General features: G+C 63.5%; 13 protein-coding genes. 8 read left to right on the top strand and 5 right to left on the bottom strand.

From position 1 onward, the window contains the following. Positions 1 to 12: 12 nt before the first annotated feature. The 4 genes from K3F49_RS29235 to K3F49_RS29220 all read right to left on the bottom strand — a co-directional run bounded on the left by K3F49_RS29235 (position 13) and on the right by K3F49_RS29220 (position 6,088). Entirely contained in the window at positions 13 to 1,125 is a 1,113-nt protein-coding gene (locus K3F49_RS29235) for an ABC transporter permease (RefSeq protein WP_234684353.1), read from the bottom strand. A 2-nt stretch (positions 1,126 to 1,127) separates the two neighbouring features. Beyond that, a complete protein-coding gene (rbbA, locus tag K3F49_RS29230) occupies positions 1,128 to 3,920 on the bottom strand; it encodes a ribosome-associated ATPase/putative transporter RbbA (RefSeq protein WP_234684352.1) in 2,793 nt (930 codons plus the stop codon). After that, positions 3,917 to 4,987: an HlyD family secretion protein gene (locus K3F49_RS29225; RefSeq protein WP_234684351.1), complete on the bottom strand. Its 1,071-nt coding sequence runs from the start codon at positions 4,985 to 4,987 to the stop codon at positions 3,917 to 3,919. The genes rbbA and K3F49_RS29225 overlap by 4 nt, the downstream gene beginning before the upstream one ends. 186 nt (positions 4,988 to 5,173) lie before the next feature. After that, positions 5,174 to 6,088 carry a DMT family transporter gene (locus K3F49_RS29220; RefSeq protein ID WP_234684350.1) on the bottom strand — a complete coding sequence of 305 codons (915 nt, stop codon included), beginning with the start codon at positions 6,086 to 6,088 and terminating at the stop codon, positions 5,174 to 5,176. Positions 6,089 to 6,218: 130 nt separating this feature from the next. Between K3F49_RS29220 and K3F49_RS29215 the strand changes: the two genes are divergently transcribed. The 3 genes from K3F49_RS29215 (at position 6,219) to K3F49_RS29205 (ending at position 9,532) form a co-directional block, all read left to right on the top strand. Next, positions 6,219 to 6,701 (top strand): MaoC family dehydratase, encoded by a 483-nt coding sequence (locus K3F49_RS29215; RefSeq protein WP_234684349.1) that lies wholly within the window; start codon positions 6,219 to 6,221, stop codon positions 6,699 to 6,701. A gap of 85 nt (positions 6,702 to 6,786) precedes the next feature. Further along, the gene (obgE, locus tag K3F49_RS29210; protein WP_234684348.1) at positions 6,787 to 7,827 is read left to right on the top strand and encodes a GTPase ObgE; all 1,041 of its coding nucleotides are present in this window, start codon (positions 6,787 to 6,789) and stop codon (positions 7,825 to 7,827) included. A gap of 70 nt (positions 7,828 to 7,897) precedes the next feature. Further along, positions 7,898 to 9,532 (top strand): alkaline phosphatase family protein, encoded by a 1,635-nt coding sequence (locus K3F49_RS29205; protein ID WP_234684347.1) that lies wholly within the window; start codon positions 7,898 to 7,900, stop codon positions 9,530 to 9,532. Between the two features lie 169 nt (positions 9,533 to 9,701). On the opposite strand, the gene K3F49_RS29200 is transcribed toward K3F49_RS29205, so the two are convergent. After that, positions 9,702 to 10,667 carry a Bug family tripartite tricarboxylate transporter substrate binding protein gene (locus K3F49_RS29200; protein WP_234684346.1) on the bottom strand — a complete coding sequence of 322 codons (966 nt, stop codon included), beginning with the start codon at positions 10,665 to 10,667 and terminating at the stop codon, positions 9,702 to 9,704. 199 nt (positions 10,668 to 10,866) lie between these two features. Between K3F49_RS29200 and proB the strand changes: the two genes are divergently transcribed. From proB to rlmH, 5 genes are all read left to right on the top strand, one after another. Beyond that, complete coding sequence (gene proB, locus K3F49_RS29195; RefSeq protein ID WP_234684345.1) at positions 10,867 to 11,988, top strand: glutamate 5-kinase; 1,122 nt, start codon at positions 10,867 to 10,869, stop codon at positions 11,986 to 11,988. A gap of 134 nt (positions 11,989 to 12,122) precedes the next feature. After that, positions 12,123 to 13,418: a glutamate-5-semialdehyde dehydrogenase gene (locus K3F49_RS29190; protein WP_234684344.1), complete on the top strand. Its 1,296-nt coding sequence runs from the start codon at positions 12,123 to 12,125 to the stop codon at positions 13,416 to 13,418. 23 nt (positions 13,419 to 13,441) lie between these two features. After that, positions 13,442 to 14,086, top strand: coding sequence for a nicotinate-nucleotide adenylyltransferase (locus tag K3F49_RS29185; RefSeq protein ID WP_234684343.1), 645 nt, complete (start codon positions 13,442 to 13,444; stop codon positions 14,084 to 14,086). 213 nt (positions 14,087 to 14,299) lie between these two features. Continuing rightward, positions 14,300 to 14,656, top strand: a complete 357-nt coding sequence (gene rsfS / locus K3F49_RS29180; protein ID WP_234684342.1) for a ribosome silencing factor — start codon at positions 14,300 to 14,302, stop codon at positions 14,654 to 14,656. Between the two features lie 103 nt (positions 14,657 to 14,759). Next, positions 14,760 to 15,242: a 23S rRNA (pseudouridine(1915)-N(3))-methyltransferase RlmH gene (rlmH, locus tag K3F49_RS29175; protein WP_234684341.1), complete on the top strand. Its 483-nt coding sequence runs from the start codon at positions 14,760 to 14,762 to the stop codon at positions 15,240 to 15,242. Positions 15,243 to 15,266: the final 24 nt, after the last annotated feature.

Here is a 15,266-nt window from a genome sequence, read left to right as displayed (position 1 = left end):
TGGACGACACGACTATCGGACGAACCGCCTGAACCGCCAAAGCGAGAAACTGAACAGGACCGCCCCTATCGCGATGAGGGCCGCCAACTGAGGCCAGATCACTCCGAGGCCTGCGCCGCGAAATAATATCGCCTGCGCAAGAATGACGAAGTGGGTATTCGGCGCGGCCAGCATGATGTTCTGGATGATTTCCGGCATGCTCTCGCGCGGGGTCGTGGCCCCCGACAGCATTTGAAGCGGCATCAATATCAGCATCATCAGCAGACCGAACTGGGGCATCGAGCCGCCGACCGTGGCGAGAAAGACACCCAGGCTCGTCATCGCAAACAGATAGAGCGCCGCTCCAAACAGAAACAGCGGAATCGAGCCTGCGATCTTGACCGCCAGCAAGCCCTGCACGACGAGGATGAGGGCAACAGCCGAGGCAACGAGAACGACCAGGCCCATCGACCAGATCTTGCTCGCCATGATCTCGAACGGCGTGACCGGCATGACGAGCAGATGCTCGATCGTGCCGTGTTCGCGCTCGCGAATGAGGGCCGCTCCCGTCAGGATGATCGACAGCATCGTGACGGAGGAGATGATGTTGTTGATGGAGCTGAACCAGCTCTTGTTGAGCTCCGGATTGAACCGCGCGCGTAGAGCAAGATCGATCGGCGGTGCCGCGCCCGAGCGGTAACGCGACAGAAATTCAGTGACCTCGCCGGTGGTGATGGATTGGATGTAGCCGCTCCCGGTGAAGGCCTGGGACATGCGCGTTGCATCCACGTTGAGCTGGATCGTCGGCGATCTTCCGGCCAGCAGATCGCGCTGGAAGTTGGGCGGAATGTTCAACGCAAAGATATCGAGGCCGGCGTCCAGCCGCTCCATCACGTCTGCCTGGGAAACCAGCCTGGGAATCGAGAAATAGGGCGGATTAAACGCCGTGATGATCCGCGTGGAGACCGGCGAATTGTCCTCATCGACAATCGCAAGTGCGGCCCGGTTCAACGTCTCCGGCTGCGCCCGGGACGACGTGTAAATCGAAAGTGTGAAGGCATAGACGATCAAAACCAGGAGCGCGGGATCACGCGACAGGCCCCGCAATTCCTTCAGGCCGAGTTGGACGATGTTGGAGACCTGCATGGCTAATTCGCCTGTTTGCGCAGCAACAATGTTCCAAGGCCGAGCAGTACGGGAACAGTCACGATCAAGGCGAGAAGCGGCGCCGTAAGATCTTCGAACCCAAGTCCCTTCGAGAACGTCCCGCGCGTGATGGTAATGAAGTGGGCCGTCGGATAGATGCGTCCGACGATCGCTCCGACACCTTGCAGCGACGATACGGAATCGACCAGCCCGGAATATTGCGTCGCAGGAATCATCGTGAGCAACGCGGTCGCGAAGATCGCGGCGATCTGGCTGTTCAGGAACGATGAGATCAACAGCCCCATCGCCGTCGAGATGATCACGTAAAGACAGGCGCCGGCCGTAAAGGCGGGGAAACTTCCGGTGAATGGAACGCGGAAAACGAACACGGCGAAGGCAGTCAGCAGGAAGAAATTCAGCATGGCGAGCGCCACGTACGGGATCTGCTTGCCGAGCAGGAATTCAAGCCGCGTGACGGGAGTGACGTAGAAATTGATGATCGATCCGAGCTCCTTTTCCCGCACGACACTCAAGGCCGCCAGGATCGCCGGGATCATCAGAAGCAGAATGGGAATCACGGCAGGAGCCATCGCAACGATGCTCTTGACGTCGGGATTGTAGAGAAAGCGGACCTCGACCCGAAACGCCGCGGTTGTGGCGCCTGTGCCAGAGAGCTCGCGCGCCCGCTGCGCCAGCCAGGTCGTGTGCATGGCCTGAGCGTAGCCCCGGACGGTCTCTGCACGAGAGGGATTGGACCCATCGATCCACGCGCCGATCTGAGTATTTGAACCACGCGCAACGTCGCGGCCGAAGCCCGGCGGAAGCTCGAGCGCAAGGCTGAGCTCGCCGCTGCGCATGCGACGGTCGAGGTCGTCATAGCTCGTGATGGGGGCGTGCTCGGTGAAGAAACGGGAGCCGGAGATCTGAAGCGCGTAGTCCCGGCTGATCGTAGTTTCGTCGTGATCGAGGACGGCAAAGGCCAGATTTTCGACGTCGGTATTGATGCCATAGCCCATCACGAACATCAGGATGAGGCTGCCTACGATGGCGAGCGTCGCGCGGATCGGATCGCGTTGCAGCTCCAGCGCCTCGCGCTGCGTATAGGCAAACATGCGCCGCGGGTTGAAGGCCCCGAGCAGGCGGCCCGACGAACGGCGCTCTTCGACCGCTGGCGGGGGAACCTCGGGGACGGTTGCCTGCGCGGACGGTGCAGCGGCGGTGGCGGTGGCCGCCCGGTCGATCGCGTCCTGCAGATAGGCGACGAAGGCCTGCTCGAGGTTTCCGTTACCTCGCTCCGCGGCGATCCTCTCGGGCGTATCGCTGATCAGCACCTTGCCCGCGTGCATCAGCGAGATTCGGTCGCATCGTTCGGCTTCATTCATGAAGTGCGTCGAGACAAAGATCGTGACGCCGTCCTTGCGCGAGAGATCGGAGAGGATCTGCCATAACCGGTCACGCGCGATCGGATCGACGCCGGAGGTCGGCTCGTCAAGGATGAGGATGTCCGGTGCGTGGATCATCGCGACCGCCAGCGACAGCCGCTGGCGCACGCCGAGAGGCAACGCGTCCGGCAAGGCGTCGATGGCCGCGGCGAGATCGAATCGGGTGACCATCTCCTGCACCCGGCCCGCGATCGTGTCGGCGGGAAGCCGGAACAGCCTCGCGTGCAGCTCGAGGTTCTGCCGAACCGTCAGCTCGGAATACAACGAGAAGGCCTGCGACATGTATCCGACCCGCGCCCGGACATTCATGTCCCTTGGGTCGACCTCGTGGCCGAACAATCTCGCCTCACCCGCGCTCGCCGGCAGCAAGCCGGTCAGCACCTTCATGGTCGTGGTCTTGCCGCAGCCGTTTGAGCCCAGAAAGCCGAATATCTCGCCGCGTGAGATCCGGAAACTGACATCGTCGACGGCCGTGAAGTCGCCGAACTTGACCGTCAAATGATTGGCCTCGATGGCGATTTCTTCGTCCAGCCCCGTCCCACGGGGTGGTATTAGTACCTCCTTGTGACCCCGCCGCCGCTCTTCCGGAAGGAGTTTGATGAAGGCTGCGTCGAGGTTATCGGTATCCGTCCTCCGCAACAGGCCTGAAGGCGTGCCGGTAGCCAGCACCCGTCCATCATCCATGGCCACCAGCCAGGCGAAACGCGCCGCCTCTTCCATGTAGGCGGTCGCGACGATGACACTCATCCGGGGACGGCTTTCCCGGATGTTCTCGATCAACTGCCAGAACTGCCGGCGCGAAAGCGGATCCACGCCCGTCGTCGGTTCATCGAGGATCAGCAAATCGGGATCGTGTATCAGCGCACAGCAGAGGCCGAGCTTCTGCTTCATGCCGCCCGAGAGTTTTCCCGCCGGTCGATCGACAAAGGGCGAGAGGCCGGTATCCCTGAGAAGCACTGCGATCCTCTGCTCGCGCTCATGCCGGTCCTGGCCGAACAGGCGGCCGAAAAAGTCGACGTTCTCGAAAACGGACAGCGTCGGATAGAGATTCTTGCCGAGGCCCTGCGGCATATAGGCGATCCGGGGGCAGGTCCGCCTGCGGTGCGCAGCATCAGCCATATCGTCGCCGAGCACGTGAACCTGTCCGGCCTGGATCTCGCGCGCTCCGGCAACCAGCGAAAGCAGGCTCGATTTGCCGACCCCGTCAGGTCCAATCAATCCGACCACGCACGCAGACGGAATGTCGAGCATGATGCTGTCGAGTGCACGGGTCGAACCGTAGGACAGGCTGACAGCGTCCAGGCGGACCACAGGTTCTGGTCGAACCGGCGCGGCCTGCGACAGCTCGCTCATTTGACCAGCCTGTCCGTCAGGCTCGCGGGCCATTGGGCATTCGGGTCGAGCCGCACATACGCCTGGCCGGGCAGGCCCGTCTTCACCTGGTCGATGTATCGGCGCAGGAGGTCCGGTGAGATATGCGCCCTCACGCGGAACATGAGTTTCTCGCGCTCTTCCTGGGTTTCGACCGTCTTGGGCGTGAATTGCGCGACGTTGGCAACGAAAGTCGCCTGGGCCGGAATGACCCATTGTGGTGCGGCGTCGAGGACAAGACGGACTTCCGAGCCGATAGCCACGCGTCCCGCCTCCGCCGTCGGCAGGAAGAAGGTCATGAAGACATCGGAGAGATCGACCATGTTCAGCACGCGCCCGCCGGCGGCCAAGACTTCGCCCGGCTGTGCGACGCGGAACTGCACGCGCCCGTCTCGCGGCGCGCGCAACGTACTGTCATTGATGTCGACCTTGACGCTCTCGATGGCAGCCTTCGCCGCTTCGACGGATGCCTCGGCATCGACCACCGCAGCCTTGGCGGCGTTGATCGCGGCATCGGAGGCGGCAAGCTGGGCCTCCGCCGCAGCAACGGCCGCAGTCGCGCCGTTGGCGGCCGCCCGGTCGTCATCAAGCGTCTGCTGAGGCACGGCATTGGTCTTGATCAGGGTCTCCGAGCGCTGGAGCTTTCGTTCCGCCGCATCGAGTTCGGCATTACGTTGCGCGATCACCGCGCCTGCCGCTTTCTTCTCGGACTCGCGCTGGGTCACGAGGCTCTTGGCGGTATCGATGCTGATCGTCGCCCGGCGCAGCTGGGCCTCGGCCTGCCGAAGCTGGGCTTCGAGCTGCAGCGTATCCATCTGCGCCAGAACCTGTCCGGCCGAGACGAAGTCGCCTTCCCTCACCAATATGTCTTTGAGGCGCCCGGGTGTCTTGGTCGCGATATCGATTTCGGTGCCCTCGATGCGGCCGTTGCCGCTGGCAAATCCCTCCGGGAGATTGCTTCTCCCAAGTTTCTGCCAGAGGAAATAGCCTCCTGCCGCCAGAGCAACGACGATGAGAGCGGCCACCCAGCGCTTTCGATTGGTCGCCATGCCAAACCAATCCTCTCGAGTTACAATCAAACGTTGCTTGACGTTCCCTCCACAAGACTAGCTCATTCGTGCGGGAAGTGAAGCATCACGTCTCCGCATCGCGTCCGCTGTTTCGACTCGATCATGCGCTTTGGCTCGTTCGTTCCACTTTGATTCAATGGAACGATGCCGGGTGCATGGCCGCGGCTATGCCGGCGGATTCACCTCTGCGCTCTCGCGGCCGAGATCGCGTTCTCGCAAGTAAATGTAGAACCCGGCGCCGATGATGATGACGGCGCCGACGATGGTTGCGACCTGCGGCACGTCGCCGAACACCACGAAGCCGAAGATCACCGCCCAGACGATCATCGAATATTGGTAGGGCACCACGACGCTTGCCGGCGCGAGTTTCAGCGACCGGTTGACGCAAAACAACGCCGTCACCGAAATGGCCCCCGCCAGCGCGAAGAACACGAGGCTGCCCGGCGTCGGCGGCACCCAGTGGAACGCCGACAGTGCGGCGCCCAGTGAAAACGTCCCAATGAATTGCGAGGACGCCATCACGATATCGGGCGTCTTGCGCAGGCTGCGGGTGATCAACATCAAGGTCGCAAACGATAGACTGCCGCCGAGCGCGATCAGCGCCGGCAGGCTGACCGTCTGCGCCGACGGCCGCAGCGCGATCAACACGCCGCAGAAGCCGATCAGGATCGCGGTCCAGCGCCGCCAGCCGACCTTCTCGCCCAGAAAGATCGCCGACATCGCGGTGACGAAGATGGGGCCTGCGAGATAATAGGTGATGACGTCCGCGAGCGGCAGATACACGGTCGCAAGGAAGAAGGCGGCCACTTCCAGCGTCGACAGCACGACGCGAAACAGCTGCAAGCGCGGCCGCTCCAGATGCAGGAACTGGTGACGCTGCCGCCAGATCAGCGGCGACAGCAGCAGCAGCGCAGCGCAGGCGCGCAGGAACAGGAGCTGTCCGACCGAATACGTCCCGACCAGGAACTTGCCCATGGCGTCGCCGAACGAGAACATGAAGATCGACAGCACCATGAGGGCGATGCCGGCCAGCCGTGCCGAGCGGTCGTCATAAGCGGAGAGATTTTTGAAGAAGGGCATCGAGCGCCGTTTTAATGGAGCAGACGTCCGCGACAAGCCCGCGCAAGCCGAATTGAACGGATTGTCGCACTCTTCGCGCCGCGGTAGCGATAGGCCGCCTACGAACAGCGAGCCAAGAAAGAGCTAAGTCATGACCGACTTCGACCCGGCCCAGCACCGCATGATCCCCACGCAACGCTGGTTTGAGGATTTCGTGGTCGGCGAGCGTTTTGTGCTGCCGAGCCGCACCCAGACCTCGGCGGTGTTCGCGGCATTCCAGACCGCGAGCGGCGACACTCACCCGGTGCACTATGACGTCGAATATTGCCGCAGCCGCGGCATCCCGCACCTGCTGGCGCACGGTTTTCAGACGCTGATTCACACCGCGCCGGGCGCCGGGCTATTTCCGTTCATGGTCGAAGACTCCCTGGTCGGCTTCCTCGAGCAGTCGAGCCGGTTCCTCAAACCGGTGTTCGCCGACGACACGATCTATCCCGCGCTCGAGGTCACCGAGCTCACGCCGGGCCGTACGACCGGTGCGGTGACGCTCAAGAGCACCGTGTTCAACCAGCGCAAGGAGCTGGTGCTGGAGGGAATGCAGAAATTCCTGATCCGGCGCCGTCCGGCTGGTTAAGCACTGGGCCAAATTCGCCGAAATTCGGCCGATTTGCGGGTAAGTCCGGGTTGCCGCGGGGGACCGGCTGGCCTACCTATGGCCCATGAAATTCCTCGACGAAGCAAAGGTCTATATCCGCTCCGGTGACGGCGGAAACGGCTGCGTGGCGTTCCGCCGCGAAAAATTCATTGAATTCGGCGGTCCCTCCGGAGGCAATGGCGGCCGCGGAGGCAACGTCATCCTCGAGGTCGCCGACGGTCTCAACACGCTGATCGACTACCGCTACCAGCAGCATTTCAAGGCCCAGAAGGGCGAGAACGGTTCTGGCTCGGACCGCCATGGTGCCAACGGCAAGAACATCGTGCTGAAGGTGCCCGTGGGCACGCAGATCTTCGACGAAGATCGCGAGACCCTGATCCACGACTTCACCAATGTCGGCGAAAAGTTCGTGCTCGCCGAGGGCGGCAATGGCGGCTTCGGCAACGCGCATTTCAAGACCTCGACCAACCGCGCGCCGCGCAACGCCAATCCCGGCCAGCCCGGCGAAGAGCGCTGGATCTGGCTGCGGCTGAAGCTGATCGCGGACGCCGGTCTCGTCGGCATGCCCAATGCCGGCAAGTCGACCTTCCTCAGCAAGGTCAGCGCAGCGCGGCCCAAGATCGCCGACTATCCCTTCACTACGCTGCATCCGCAGCTCGGTGTCGTGAACGCCGACGGTCGCGAATTCGTGCTCGCCGACATTCCCGGCCTGATCGAAGGCGCGCATGAAGGCACCGGGCTCGGCGACCGCTTCCTCGGCCATGTCGAGCGCTGCCGCGTGCTGCTGCATCTGATCGATGCCACCTGCGAGCACGCCGGCAAGGCTTACAAAACGGTGCGCAAGGAGCTCGACGCCTATGGCGGGTTGCTCACCGACAAGATCGAGATCGTCGCGCTGAACAAGATCGATGCGGTCGAGCCGGACGAGTTGAAGAAGCAGAAGGATCGGCTGAAGCGCGCCGCCAAGAAGACGCCGCTGCTGCTCTCGGGCATCACCGGCGACGGCGTCAAGGAAGCGCTCCGCGCGCTCGTGGATGTGATCGGCGAGGCCCCGGTCTCGGCCAAGGCGAAGAGCGCGGCCGAAGCGGAGCCGTGGTCCGCCTAAGGGCCGCCCGCTTGTCTTGGCGCCCTCGATAGCGCAGCATCCAGCAATCAAGAAGCAGCAGGGATGACGCATGGCGCGCGCAAAAAACGTTCTCTGGATCATGTGCGACCAGCTTCGCTATGATTATCTCGGCTGCACCGGCCATCCCACGCTGAAGACGCCGAACATCGACGCCATGGCCAAGCGTGGCGTGCTGTTCTCGAAGGCCTATGTGCAATCGCCGATCTGCGGCCCGTCGCGGATGTCGTTCTACACCGGACGCTACATGCGCTCGCACGGCTCGCACTGGAACGGCTGGCCGCTGCGCGTTGGCGAGCCCACACTCGGCGATCACCTCAAGAAAATCGGCGTGCGCAACGTGCTGGTCGGCAAGACCCATATGGCACCCGACCTCGAGGGCATGAAGGCGCTCGGCATCCCGCCGGAATCGATGATCGGCGTGCACGTCGCCGAGTGCGGCTTTGAGCCTTATGAGCGCGACGACGGCCTGCATCCGACCGGCCGGCCTCGCCCGAAATACGACGAATATCTGCGCCAGCAGGGCTTTGACGCCGCCAACCCGTGGGAGCACTGGGCCAATTCAGGCGCAGCCGAAGACGGCTCGTTGCAGAACGGCTGGCTGCTGGTGCACGCCGACAAGGCCGCGCGCGTGCCGGACGAGCATTCCGAGACGCCCTACATGACGCGTCGCGCCATGGACTTCATCGGCGAGGCCGAGACCGACGGCCGGCCGTGGTGCCTGCATCTGTCCTACATCAAGCCGCACTGGCCCTACATCGCGCCGGAACCCTATGCGAGCATGTATTCGACATCAGACATGATCCCGCCGATCCGCTCGGAGCGCGAGCGGCAGAATCCGCACCCCGTGTTCGGCGCCTATATGGACATGCGCTACTCCCGCAACATGGCGCGCGACGATGCCCGCGAGAAGGTGATCCCGACCTATATGGGCCTGATCACCCAGATCGACGACCAGATGGGCGTGCTGATGAAATTCCTGGAGGAACGCGGCCTCACGGAAACCACCATGATCGTGTTCACCTCCGATCATGGCGATTATCTCGGCGATCACTGGATGGGCGAGAAGGATCTGTTCCACGAGCAATCGGCAAAGATCCCGCTGATCATCATCGATCCTTCGAAGGAGGCCGACGCCACACGCGGCACCCGCAGCGACGCGCTGGTGGAAGGCATCGATCTCGCCCCGACCTTCGTCGATTATTTTGGCGGCAAGGTGCCGGGCCACATCCTCGAAGGACGTTCGCTGCTGCCGCTGCTGCGCGGCCCGACCCCGGGCGATTGGCGCAAGGTGGCGTTCTCCGAATACGACTATTCCATGCAGGATGTGCGGCTGAAGCTGAACCAGCCGATCGAGCGCTGCCGCCTGTTCATGGTGTTCGATGGCCGCTGGAAATACATCCACGCCTCCGGCTTCCGCCCGATGCTGTACGATCTCGAAACCGATCCGGACGAATTTCTGGATCGCGGCGACGATCCCGAATGCGCCGGCATCATCGCCCGGCTCCAGGCCGAGCTGTTCGACTGGGCGCTGCATCCCAACGACCACATCACCACGCCGCGCGAGAAGATCGCGAACTACGCTGACAACCAGCTGCAGGTGAAGGGCGGGATCTTGATCGGCGTCTGGGATGAAGCCGAACTCGCGGCGATCAAGGACGGCATCGCACAGCGCGCGAAGATGTGAGTCGCGCTTCGTCGAGACAATCGAAAGTCCATCCACGCCGTCATTGTTGTGAGCGCAGCGAAGCAATCCAGAATCCGTCTGCGGAGAAACGCTGGATTGCTTCGTCGCATCAGCGCAAAATTGCTTCGCAATTTTGTCGCGAGCTCCTCGCAATGACGGGAGGAGAGACTCAATTCTCGATCTTATACCCCGTCGCCTTCACGATCGGTTGCCAGAACGCCGTATTTGCAGCGAGCTCCTTGCTCAGTCCATCCGCGCTGCTGCCGACCGGGATCAGTCCGATCGCCGTCAGCTTCTCCTTCACCTCGGGCTTGGCGAGCGCGGCTCTTGCGGCCGCACCGAGCTTGCTGGCGAATTCCGGCGGACTGCCGGCGGGCAGCCACATGCCGTACCAGGCGTCCGCAACGAGATCGATGCCGCTCTCCTTCAGCGTCGGAACGTCGGCTGCGAACGGCGAACGCTCCGCGCTCGACACCGCAATGATCTTCACGCCTTTGGCGCGATGCTGCGGCAGTGCATCCGCCAGTGTCACGATGCCGAACGAGATATGGCCGCCGATGATGTCGTTGAGGATCGGCGCGCTGCCGCGATAGGGCACGCGGGTCAGGGGAATGCCAAGATCCTTCTCGAGCTTGGAGCCCGTGAAGTGCGGAATGGTGCCGTTGCTCGGCACCCCGAACGAGGCCTTGTCCGGATGTGCTCTCAGCCATGCCACGAATCCCTTGAGATCGGAGGCATCGATCTCCGGGCCGACCACGACGGCGAATTCGAACCGCGCCAGCAGCGACACCGGCATGAAATCCTTCGCGGTATCGAAGCTTGGCGTCGTCTCCACCATCGGCAGCAGGTACATGGTCGGCCCCGTCGTCACCAGCACCATGCCGCCGTCGGGGCTTGCACCCTTCACGGATTTGATGCCGATCAGGCCGTCACCGCCGGTGCGGTTCTCGACCACGATGGTCCGTTGCAGCACCGGCGCCATTTCCTGCGCGATCAGCCGGCACAGCGTGTCGCCGCCGGCCCCCGCCGCGAACGGGAAGATGACTTTCGTCAGCCCGGCCTGCGCATGCACCTCACCCATCTGCGCCAGCAGCGGCAAGCCGAGACATCCGGCCATGAATTTACGGCGATCCATTCGTTTCCTCTTCCAGCCCGTTATTGGTTGGCGGCATTAGAACCGGGCTGGCGTGCAAGACAAGACCGACCTTCGCCATTTACCATCCCGCCCGCCTTGCGCCGGCCATCGTCCTGCTGCAAAAGCAGGCCTTAACCGGCGCCGCTCTCCGGTCCGCCATTTCCAGAGCGATTCGTCACACGCGCCAACACATACGCACATGGCCAGCCCCGAACTCAGTCAATTCCGCCGCATCGTCGTCAAGGTCGGCTCCGCACTGCTGGTCGATTCCGACAGAGGCGAGGTGCGGGCGTCGTGGCTGGCCGCGCTCGCCGACGACATGGCCAAGCTGCATCGCGAGGGCCGCGACGTCCTCGTGGTCTCCTCAGGCTCGATCGCGCTCGGCCGCAGCCGGCTTAAGCTGCCGCGCGGGCCGCTGAAGCTGGAGGAGAGCCAGGCTGCCGCCGCCGTCGGCCAGATCGAACTCGCCCGGATCTGGTCCGAGGTGCTCGGCGCGCACGGCATCGGCGCCGGCCAGATTTTGGTGACGCTCCAGGACACCGAGGAGCGCCGCCGCTATCTCAATGCCCGCTCCACCATCGGCAAGCTGCTGGAATGGCGCGCGATCCCCGTGATCAACGAGAACGACACGGTCGCGACCAACGAGATTCGCTACGGCGACAATGACCGCCTCGCCGCACGTGTCGCCACCATGGCGAGCGCCGATCTGCTGGTGCTGCTGTCCGACATCGACGGACTTTACGACGCGCCGCCGAAGAACAATCCGAACGCCAAGCTCATTCCTGTCGTCGAAAGCATCTCCTCCGAGATCGAGGCGGTGGCGGGCGACGCCGAGTCCGAGCTGTCGCGCGGCGGCATGCGCACCAAGGTCGAGGCGGCAAAGATCGCCACCACCGGCGGCACGCATATGCTGATCGCGTCCGGCAAGATCGAACATCCCCTGCACGCGATCGCCAATGGCGGCCGCTGCACCTGGTTCCTGACGCCGGCGAATCCCATCACCTCGCGAAAACGCTGGATCGCGGGCACGCTGGAGCCGAAGGGCACGCTGACCATCGACGCCGGCGCCGTGACGGCGCTGCGTGCCGGCGCCAGCCTGCTGCCGGCCGGCGTGATCAAGGTGGAGGGCCAGTTCGCCCGAGGCGACGCCGTGATTGTCCGCGGCCCCGACACCAGCGAGGTCGGCCGCGGCCTGATCGCCTATGACGCCGAGGTCGCCGAGCGGATCAAGGGCCGCTCCTCCCCGGACGTAATGACGATCCTCGGCATCAGTGGCCGCTCGGAGATGATCCACCGTGACGATCTGGTGGTGGGCGGGTAAGGCCCGTCGCGGCCCTTTTGCTAGGCCACTGACCTAGCCCGCCCGCCGCCAGGAGACCTGCCATACCCGCCCCGCCCTTCGCAGACGCAGGATTTCCGTGCTAGGACACTGCCTTAGCAGAAGGTTCGACTTCCATGGCCGCCCCCCTCAAAGCCGTTGACGGCAATGCCGATCTTCAGGCGCTGATGTCCGATCTCGCCACCCGTGCGCGCGCCGCCGCGCGCGTGCTGGCGCTGGCCCCGCCGGAGCAGAAGAACCGGGCGCTGGAGGCCATGGAGCGGGCGATCCGCAGCAATGTTGCAACGATCCTCGCCGCCAATGCCGAGGACGTCGCAGAGGCGCGCGCGTCCGGCAATGCCACCTCCTCCTTCATCGACCGCCTGACGCTGACGCCGGCGCGTGTCGAAGGCATGGCCGAAGGCATCGCCGTCGTGCGCGGCATCGCCGATCCCGTCGGCATCGTCACCGAGAGCTGGCGGCGGCCGAACGGCATGACCATCGAGCGCGTGCGTGTGCCGCTCGGCGTCGTCGGCGTGATTTTTGAGAGCAGGCCCAATGTCGCGGCGGATGCCGGCGTGCTCTGTTTGAAGTCCGGCAATGCCGTGATCCTGCGCGGCGGCTCCGACAGTTTCCGCTCCTGCCGCGCGATCCATGAGTGCCTGGTGCAAGGCCTGCGCGAAGCCGGATTGCCCGAAGCCGCGATCACGCTGGTGCCGACGCGCGACCGCGCGGCGGTCGGCATGATGCTGTCGGGCCTCAACGGCGCGGTCGACGTGATCGTGCCGCGCGGCGGCAAGAGCCTCGTCGCGCGCGTCGAGCAGGAAGCGCGCGTGCCCGTGTTTGCGCATCTCGAAGGCGTCAATCACGTTTACATCGATGGCAGTGCCGATCTCGCCATGGCGAAGTCGATCGTGCTCAATGCCAAGATGCGCCGCACCGGCGTCTGCGGCGCGGCCGAAACGCTGCTGATCGATCGCGCAGCGGCTGGGAAGACCCTGAAGCCGCTGGTCGAGATGTTGATCGAGGCCGGCTGTGAGGTGCGCGGTGACGACGTCGTGCAGAAGACCGATTCGCGCGTAAAGTCTGCCAGCGAAGACGATTGGGACACCGAATATCTCGACGCGATCATTGCGGCGAAGGTGGTCGATGGCGTCGACGGCGCGATCGCGCACATCCATGACCACGGATCGCATCACACCGACGCGATCGTGAGCGAGAACGATGCTGTAGCGAAGAAATTCCTCAGCGAGGTCGATTCCGCGATCGTGCTGCACAACGCCTCGACGCAGTTCGCCGATGGCGGCGAGTTCGGCTTCGGCGCCGAGATCGGCATCGCCACCGGCCGCTTCCATGCTCGCGGTCCGGTTGGTGCCGAGCAGCTGACCAGCTTCAAATATCGCGTTCACGGCACAGGGCAGACGCGGCCGTAAGGCATGGCGCGAGGCGCGGGGCATTGAGTAACAATTTCGTCGCGCCACGTTTCTTCGCGCAGGCAATCCCGCCCTACACCGAAGGCATGCGGATCGGCCTGCTCGGCGGCTCGTTCAATCCACCGCACCAGGCCCATCGCGCGATCAGCCAATTCGCACTGAAACGCCTTCAGCTCGATCGCGTGTGGTGGCTGGTGACGCCGGGCAATCCGCTGAAGGAGAACGGCAATCTGCATGAGCTCGGCGAGCGCATGCAGGCGGCGCGCGACGTCGCCAACGATTCCCGGATCGAGGTGAGCTGTCTCGAATCCGTCATTCGTACCCGCTATACTATCGACACGATCAACACCTTGCGCCGCCGTCTCAGTGGCTTGCGCTTTGTCTGGATTATGGGCGCCGACAACCTCGCTCAATTCCATCGTTGGCAGCACTGGCGGCGCATCGCCGACCATGTGCCGATGGCGGTCATCGATCGCCCGCCGCAGAGTTTTCGCGCCCTAGCCTCGCCCGCTGCCCAGGCGCTTGCGCGCTATCGCCTGCCCGAGAATAAGGCAGCATTACTAGCGGATCAGCCGGCGCCGGCCTGGGTCTTTCTGACCGGATTGAAGCTCAACCTCTCCTCGACCCGGTTACGGAACCCGGACGGGAGCTGGAAAGGTACGAAGTGAGACAGAATGTGCCGTTTGAGAGGCTCTCTGGCATATTGAAACCCTTAACCCCACATGATGTAGTGTAACCCGTGAGGGGTGGATTCGGCCCTCGCGATACAGTGAAAGGAATGGTCCCTGGCCACGTCTGTATTGTCCAAGTCAGCTTCAACGAAGTCTGTTTTACCCAAGGCTACGAAACCGGCGCGTAAAACATCGACCAAAGCTGCGGCCTTGAAGGCGCAACCCGACGCCGACAAGACGCTGAGCCTGATCCTCTCCCGCCTCGAGGACATGAAGGCGGAAGAGACGGTCACCATCGACCTTCGCGGCAAATCGGCATACTCCGACTACATGATCGTCACCACCGGCCGGGTGAACCGGCATGTTGGCGCGATCGCGGAGAACGTCAGCAAGAGCCTCAAGGAAAACGGCATCAAGAACATCCACGTCGAGGGCTTGCCCAATTGCGACTGGGTGCTGATCGATTCCGGCGATGTGATCGTGCACGTGTTCAGACCCGAGGTCCGTGAGTTCTACAATCTCGAGAGATTGTACACGCAGGGCCCAGGGGCGGCGAAGGCGATCTAAACGCGATCTTGGAGGGCTGGCCGATTTCGAATCGGCCGACGCGCATGCTAGCGTCGTGCGCGCGCGGAATGCGCGCGGTCTGGAAACGCGACCCTAAAACCTCATGCGTGTTGCTGTCATTGCCGTGGGCCGGCTGAAGCAGGGCCCCGAACGGGAGCTTGCCGACCGCTATTTCGAGCGGTTCGACGAGGCCGGCCGCAAGCTCGGATTCCGCGAGCTCACCATCCACGAAATCCCCGAAAGCCGCGCGCGCGACACCGCGACGCGAATGACCGAGGAGGCCGCGGCGATCTCGGCGCATATTCCCGAAAAATCGATCCTGGTGGCGATGGACGAGCGCGGGCAAAATCTCGATTCCACCGTATTCGCACGGAATCTCGGGCGCTGGCGCGACGAGGGCGCCGGTCATACTGTCTTCGTGATCGGAGGGGCGGACGGACTTTCGCCCGAATTGCGCCGTAAGGCCAAGCTCGCGATCGCGTTCGGCTCTGCGACCTGGCCGCATCAAATGGTTCGCGTCATGCTTCTGGAGCAGCTGTATCGGGCCGCCACCATTCTGGCCGGCCATCCCTATCATCGCGCGTGATTCGCGCCACAACGAGCACCTTGC

The organism is Bradyrhizobium monzae (genome assembly GCF_021458635.1).
Lineage (GTDB): Bacteria > Pseudomonadota > Alphaproteobacteria > Rhizobiales > Xanthobacteraceae > Bradyrhizobium.
The sequence above is the reverse complement of the archived record's forward strand: the minus strand, read 5'-3'. Positions and strand labels throughout refer to the sequence as shown.

Bases quoted from the DNA above. Each gene is read 5' to 3' on its own strand.
- K3F49_RS29235 (WP_234684353.1), bottom strand. From the start codon at position 1,125: ATGCAGGTCTCCAACATCGTCCAACTCGGCCTGAAGGAATTGCGGGGC.
- rbbA (WP_234684352.1), bottom strand. From the start codon at position 3,920: ATGAGCGAGCTGTCGCAGGCCGCGCCGGTTCGACCAGAACCTGTGGTC.
- K3F49_RS29225 (WP_234684351.1), bottom strand. From the start codon at position 4,987: ATGGCGACCAATCGAAAGCGCTGGGTGGCCGCTCTCATCGTCGTTGCT.
- K3F49_RS29220 (WP_234684350.1), bottom strand. From the start codon at position 6,088: ATGCCCTTCTTCAAAAATCTCTCCGCTTATGACGACCGCTCGGCACGG.
- K3F49_RS29215 (WP_234684349.1), top strand. From the start codon at position 6,219: ATGACCGACTTCGACCCGGCCCAGCACCGCATGATCCCCACGCAACGC.
- obgE (WP_234684348.1), top strand. From the start codon at position 6,787: ATGAAATTCCTCGACGAAGCAAAGGTCTATATCCGCTCCGGTGACGGC.
- K3F49_RS29205 (WP_234684347.1), top strand. From the start codon at position 7,898: ATGGCGCGCGCAAAAAACGTTCTCTGGATCATGTGCGACCAGCTTCGC.
- K3F49_RS29200 (WP_234684346.1), bottom strand. From the start codon at position 10,667: ATGGATCGCCGTAAATTCATGGCCGGATGTCTCGGCTTGCCGCTGCTG.
- proB (WP_234684345.1), top strand. From the start codon at position 10,867: ATGGCCAGCCCCGAACTCAGTCAATTCCGCCGCATCGTCGTCAAGGTC.
- K3F49_RS29190 (WP_234684344.1), top strand. From the start codon at position 12,123: ATGGCCGCCCCCCTCAAAGCCGTTGACGGCAATGCCGATCTTCAGGCG.
- rlmH (WP_234684341.1), top strand. From the start codon at position 14,760: ATGCGTGTTGCTGTCATTGCCGTGGGCCGGCTGAAGCAGGGCCCCGAA.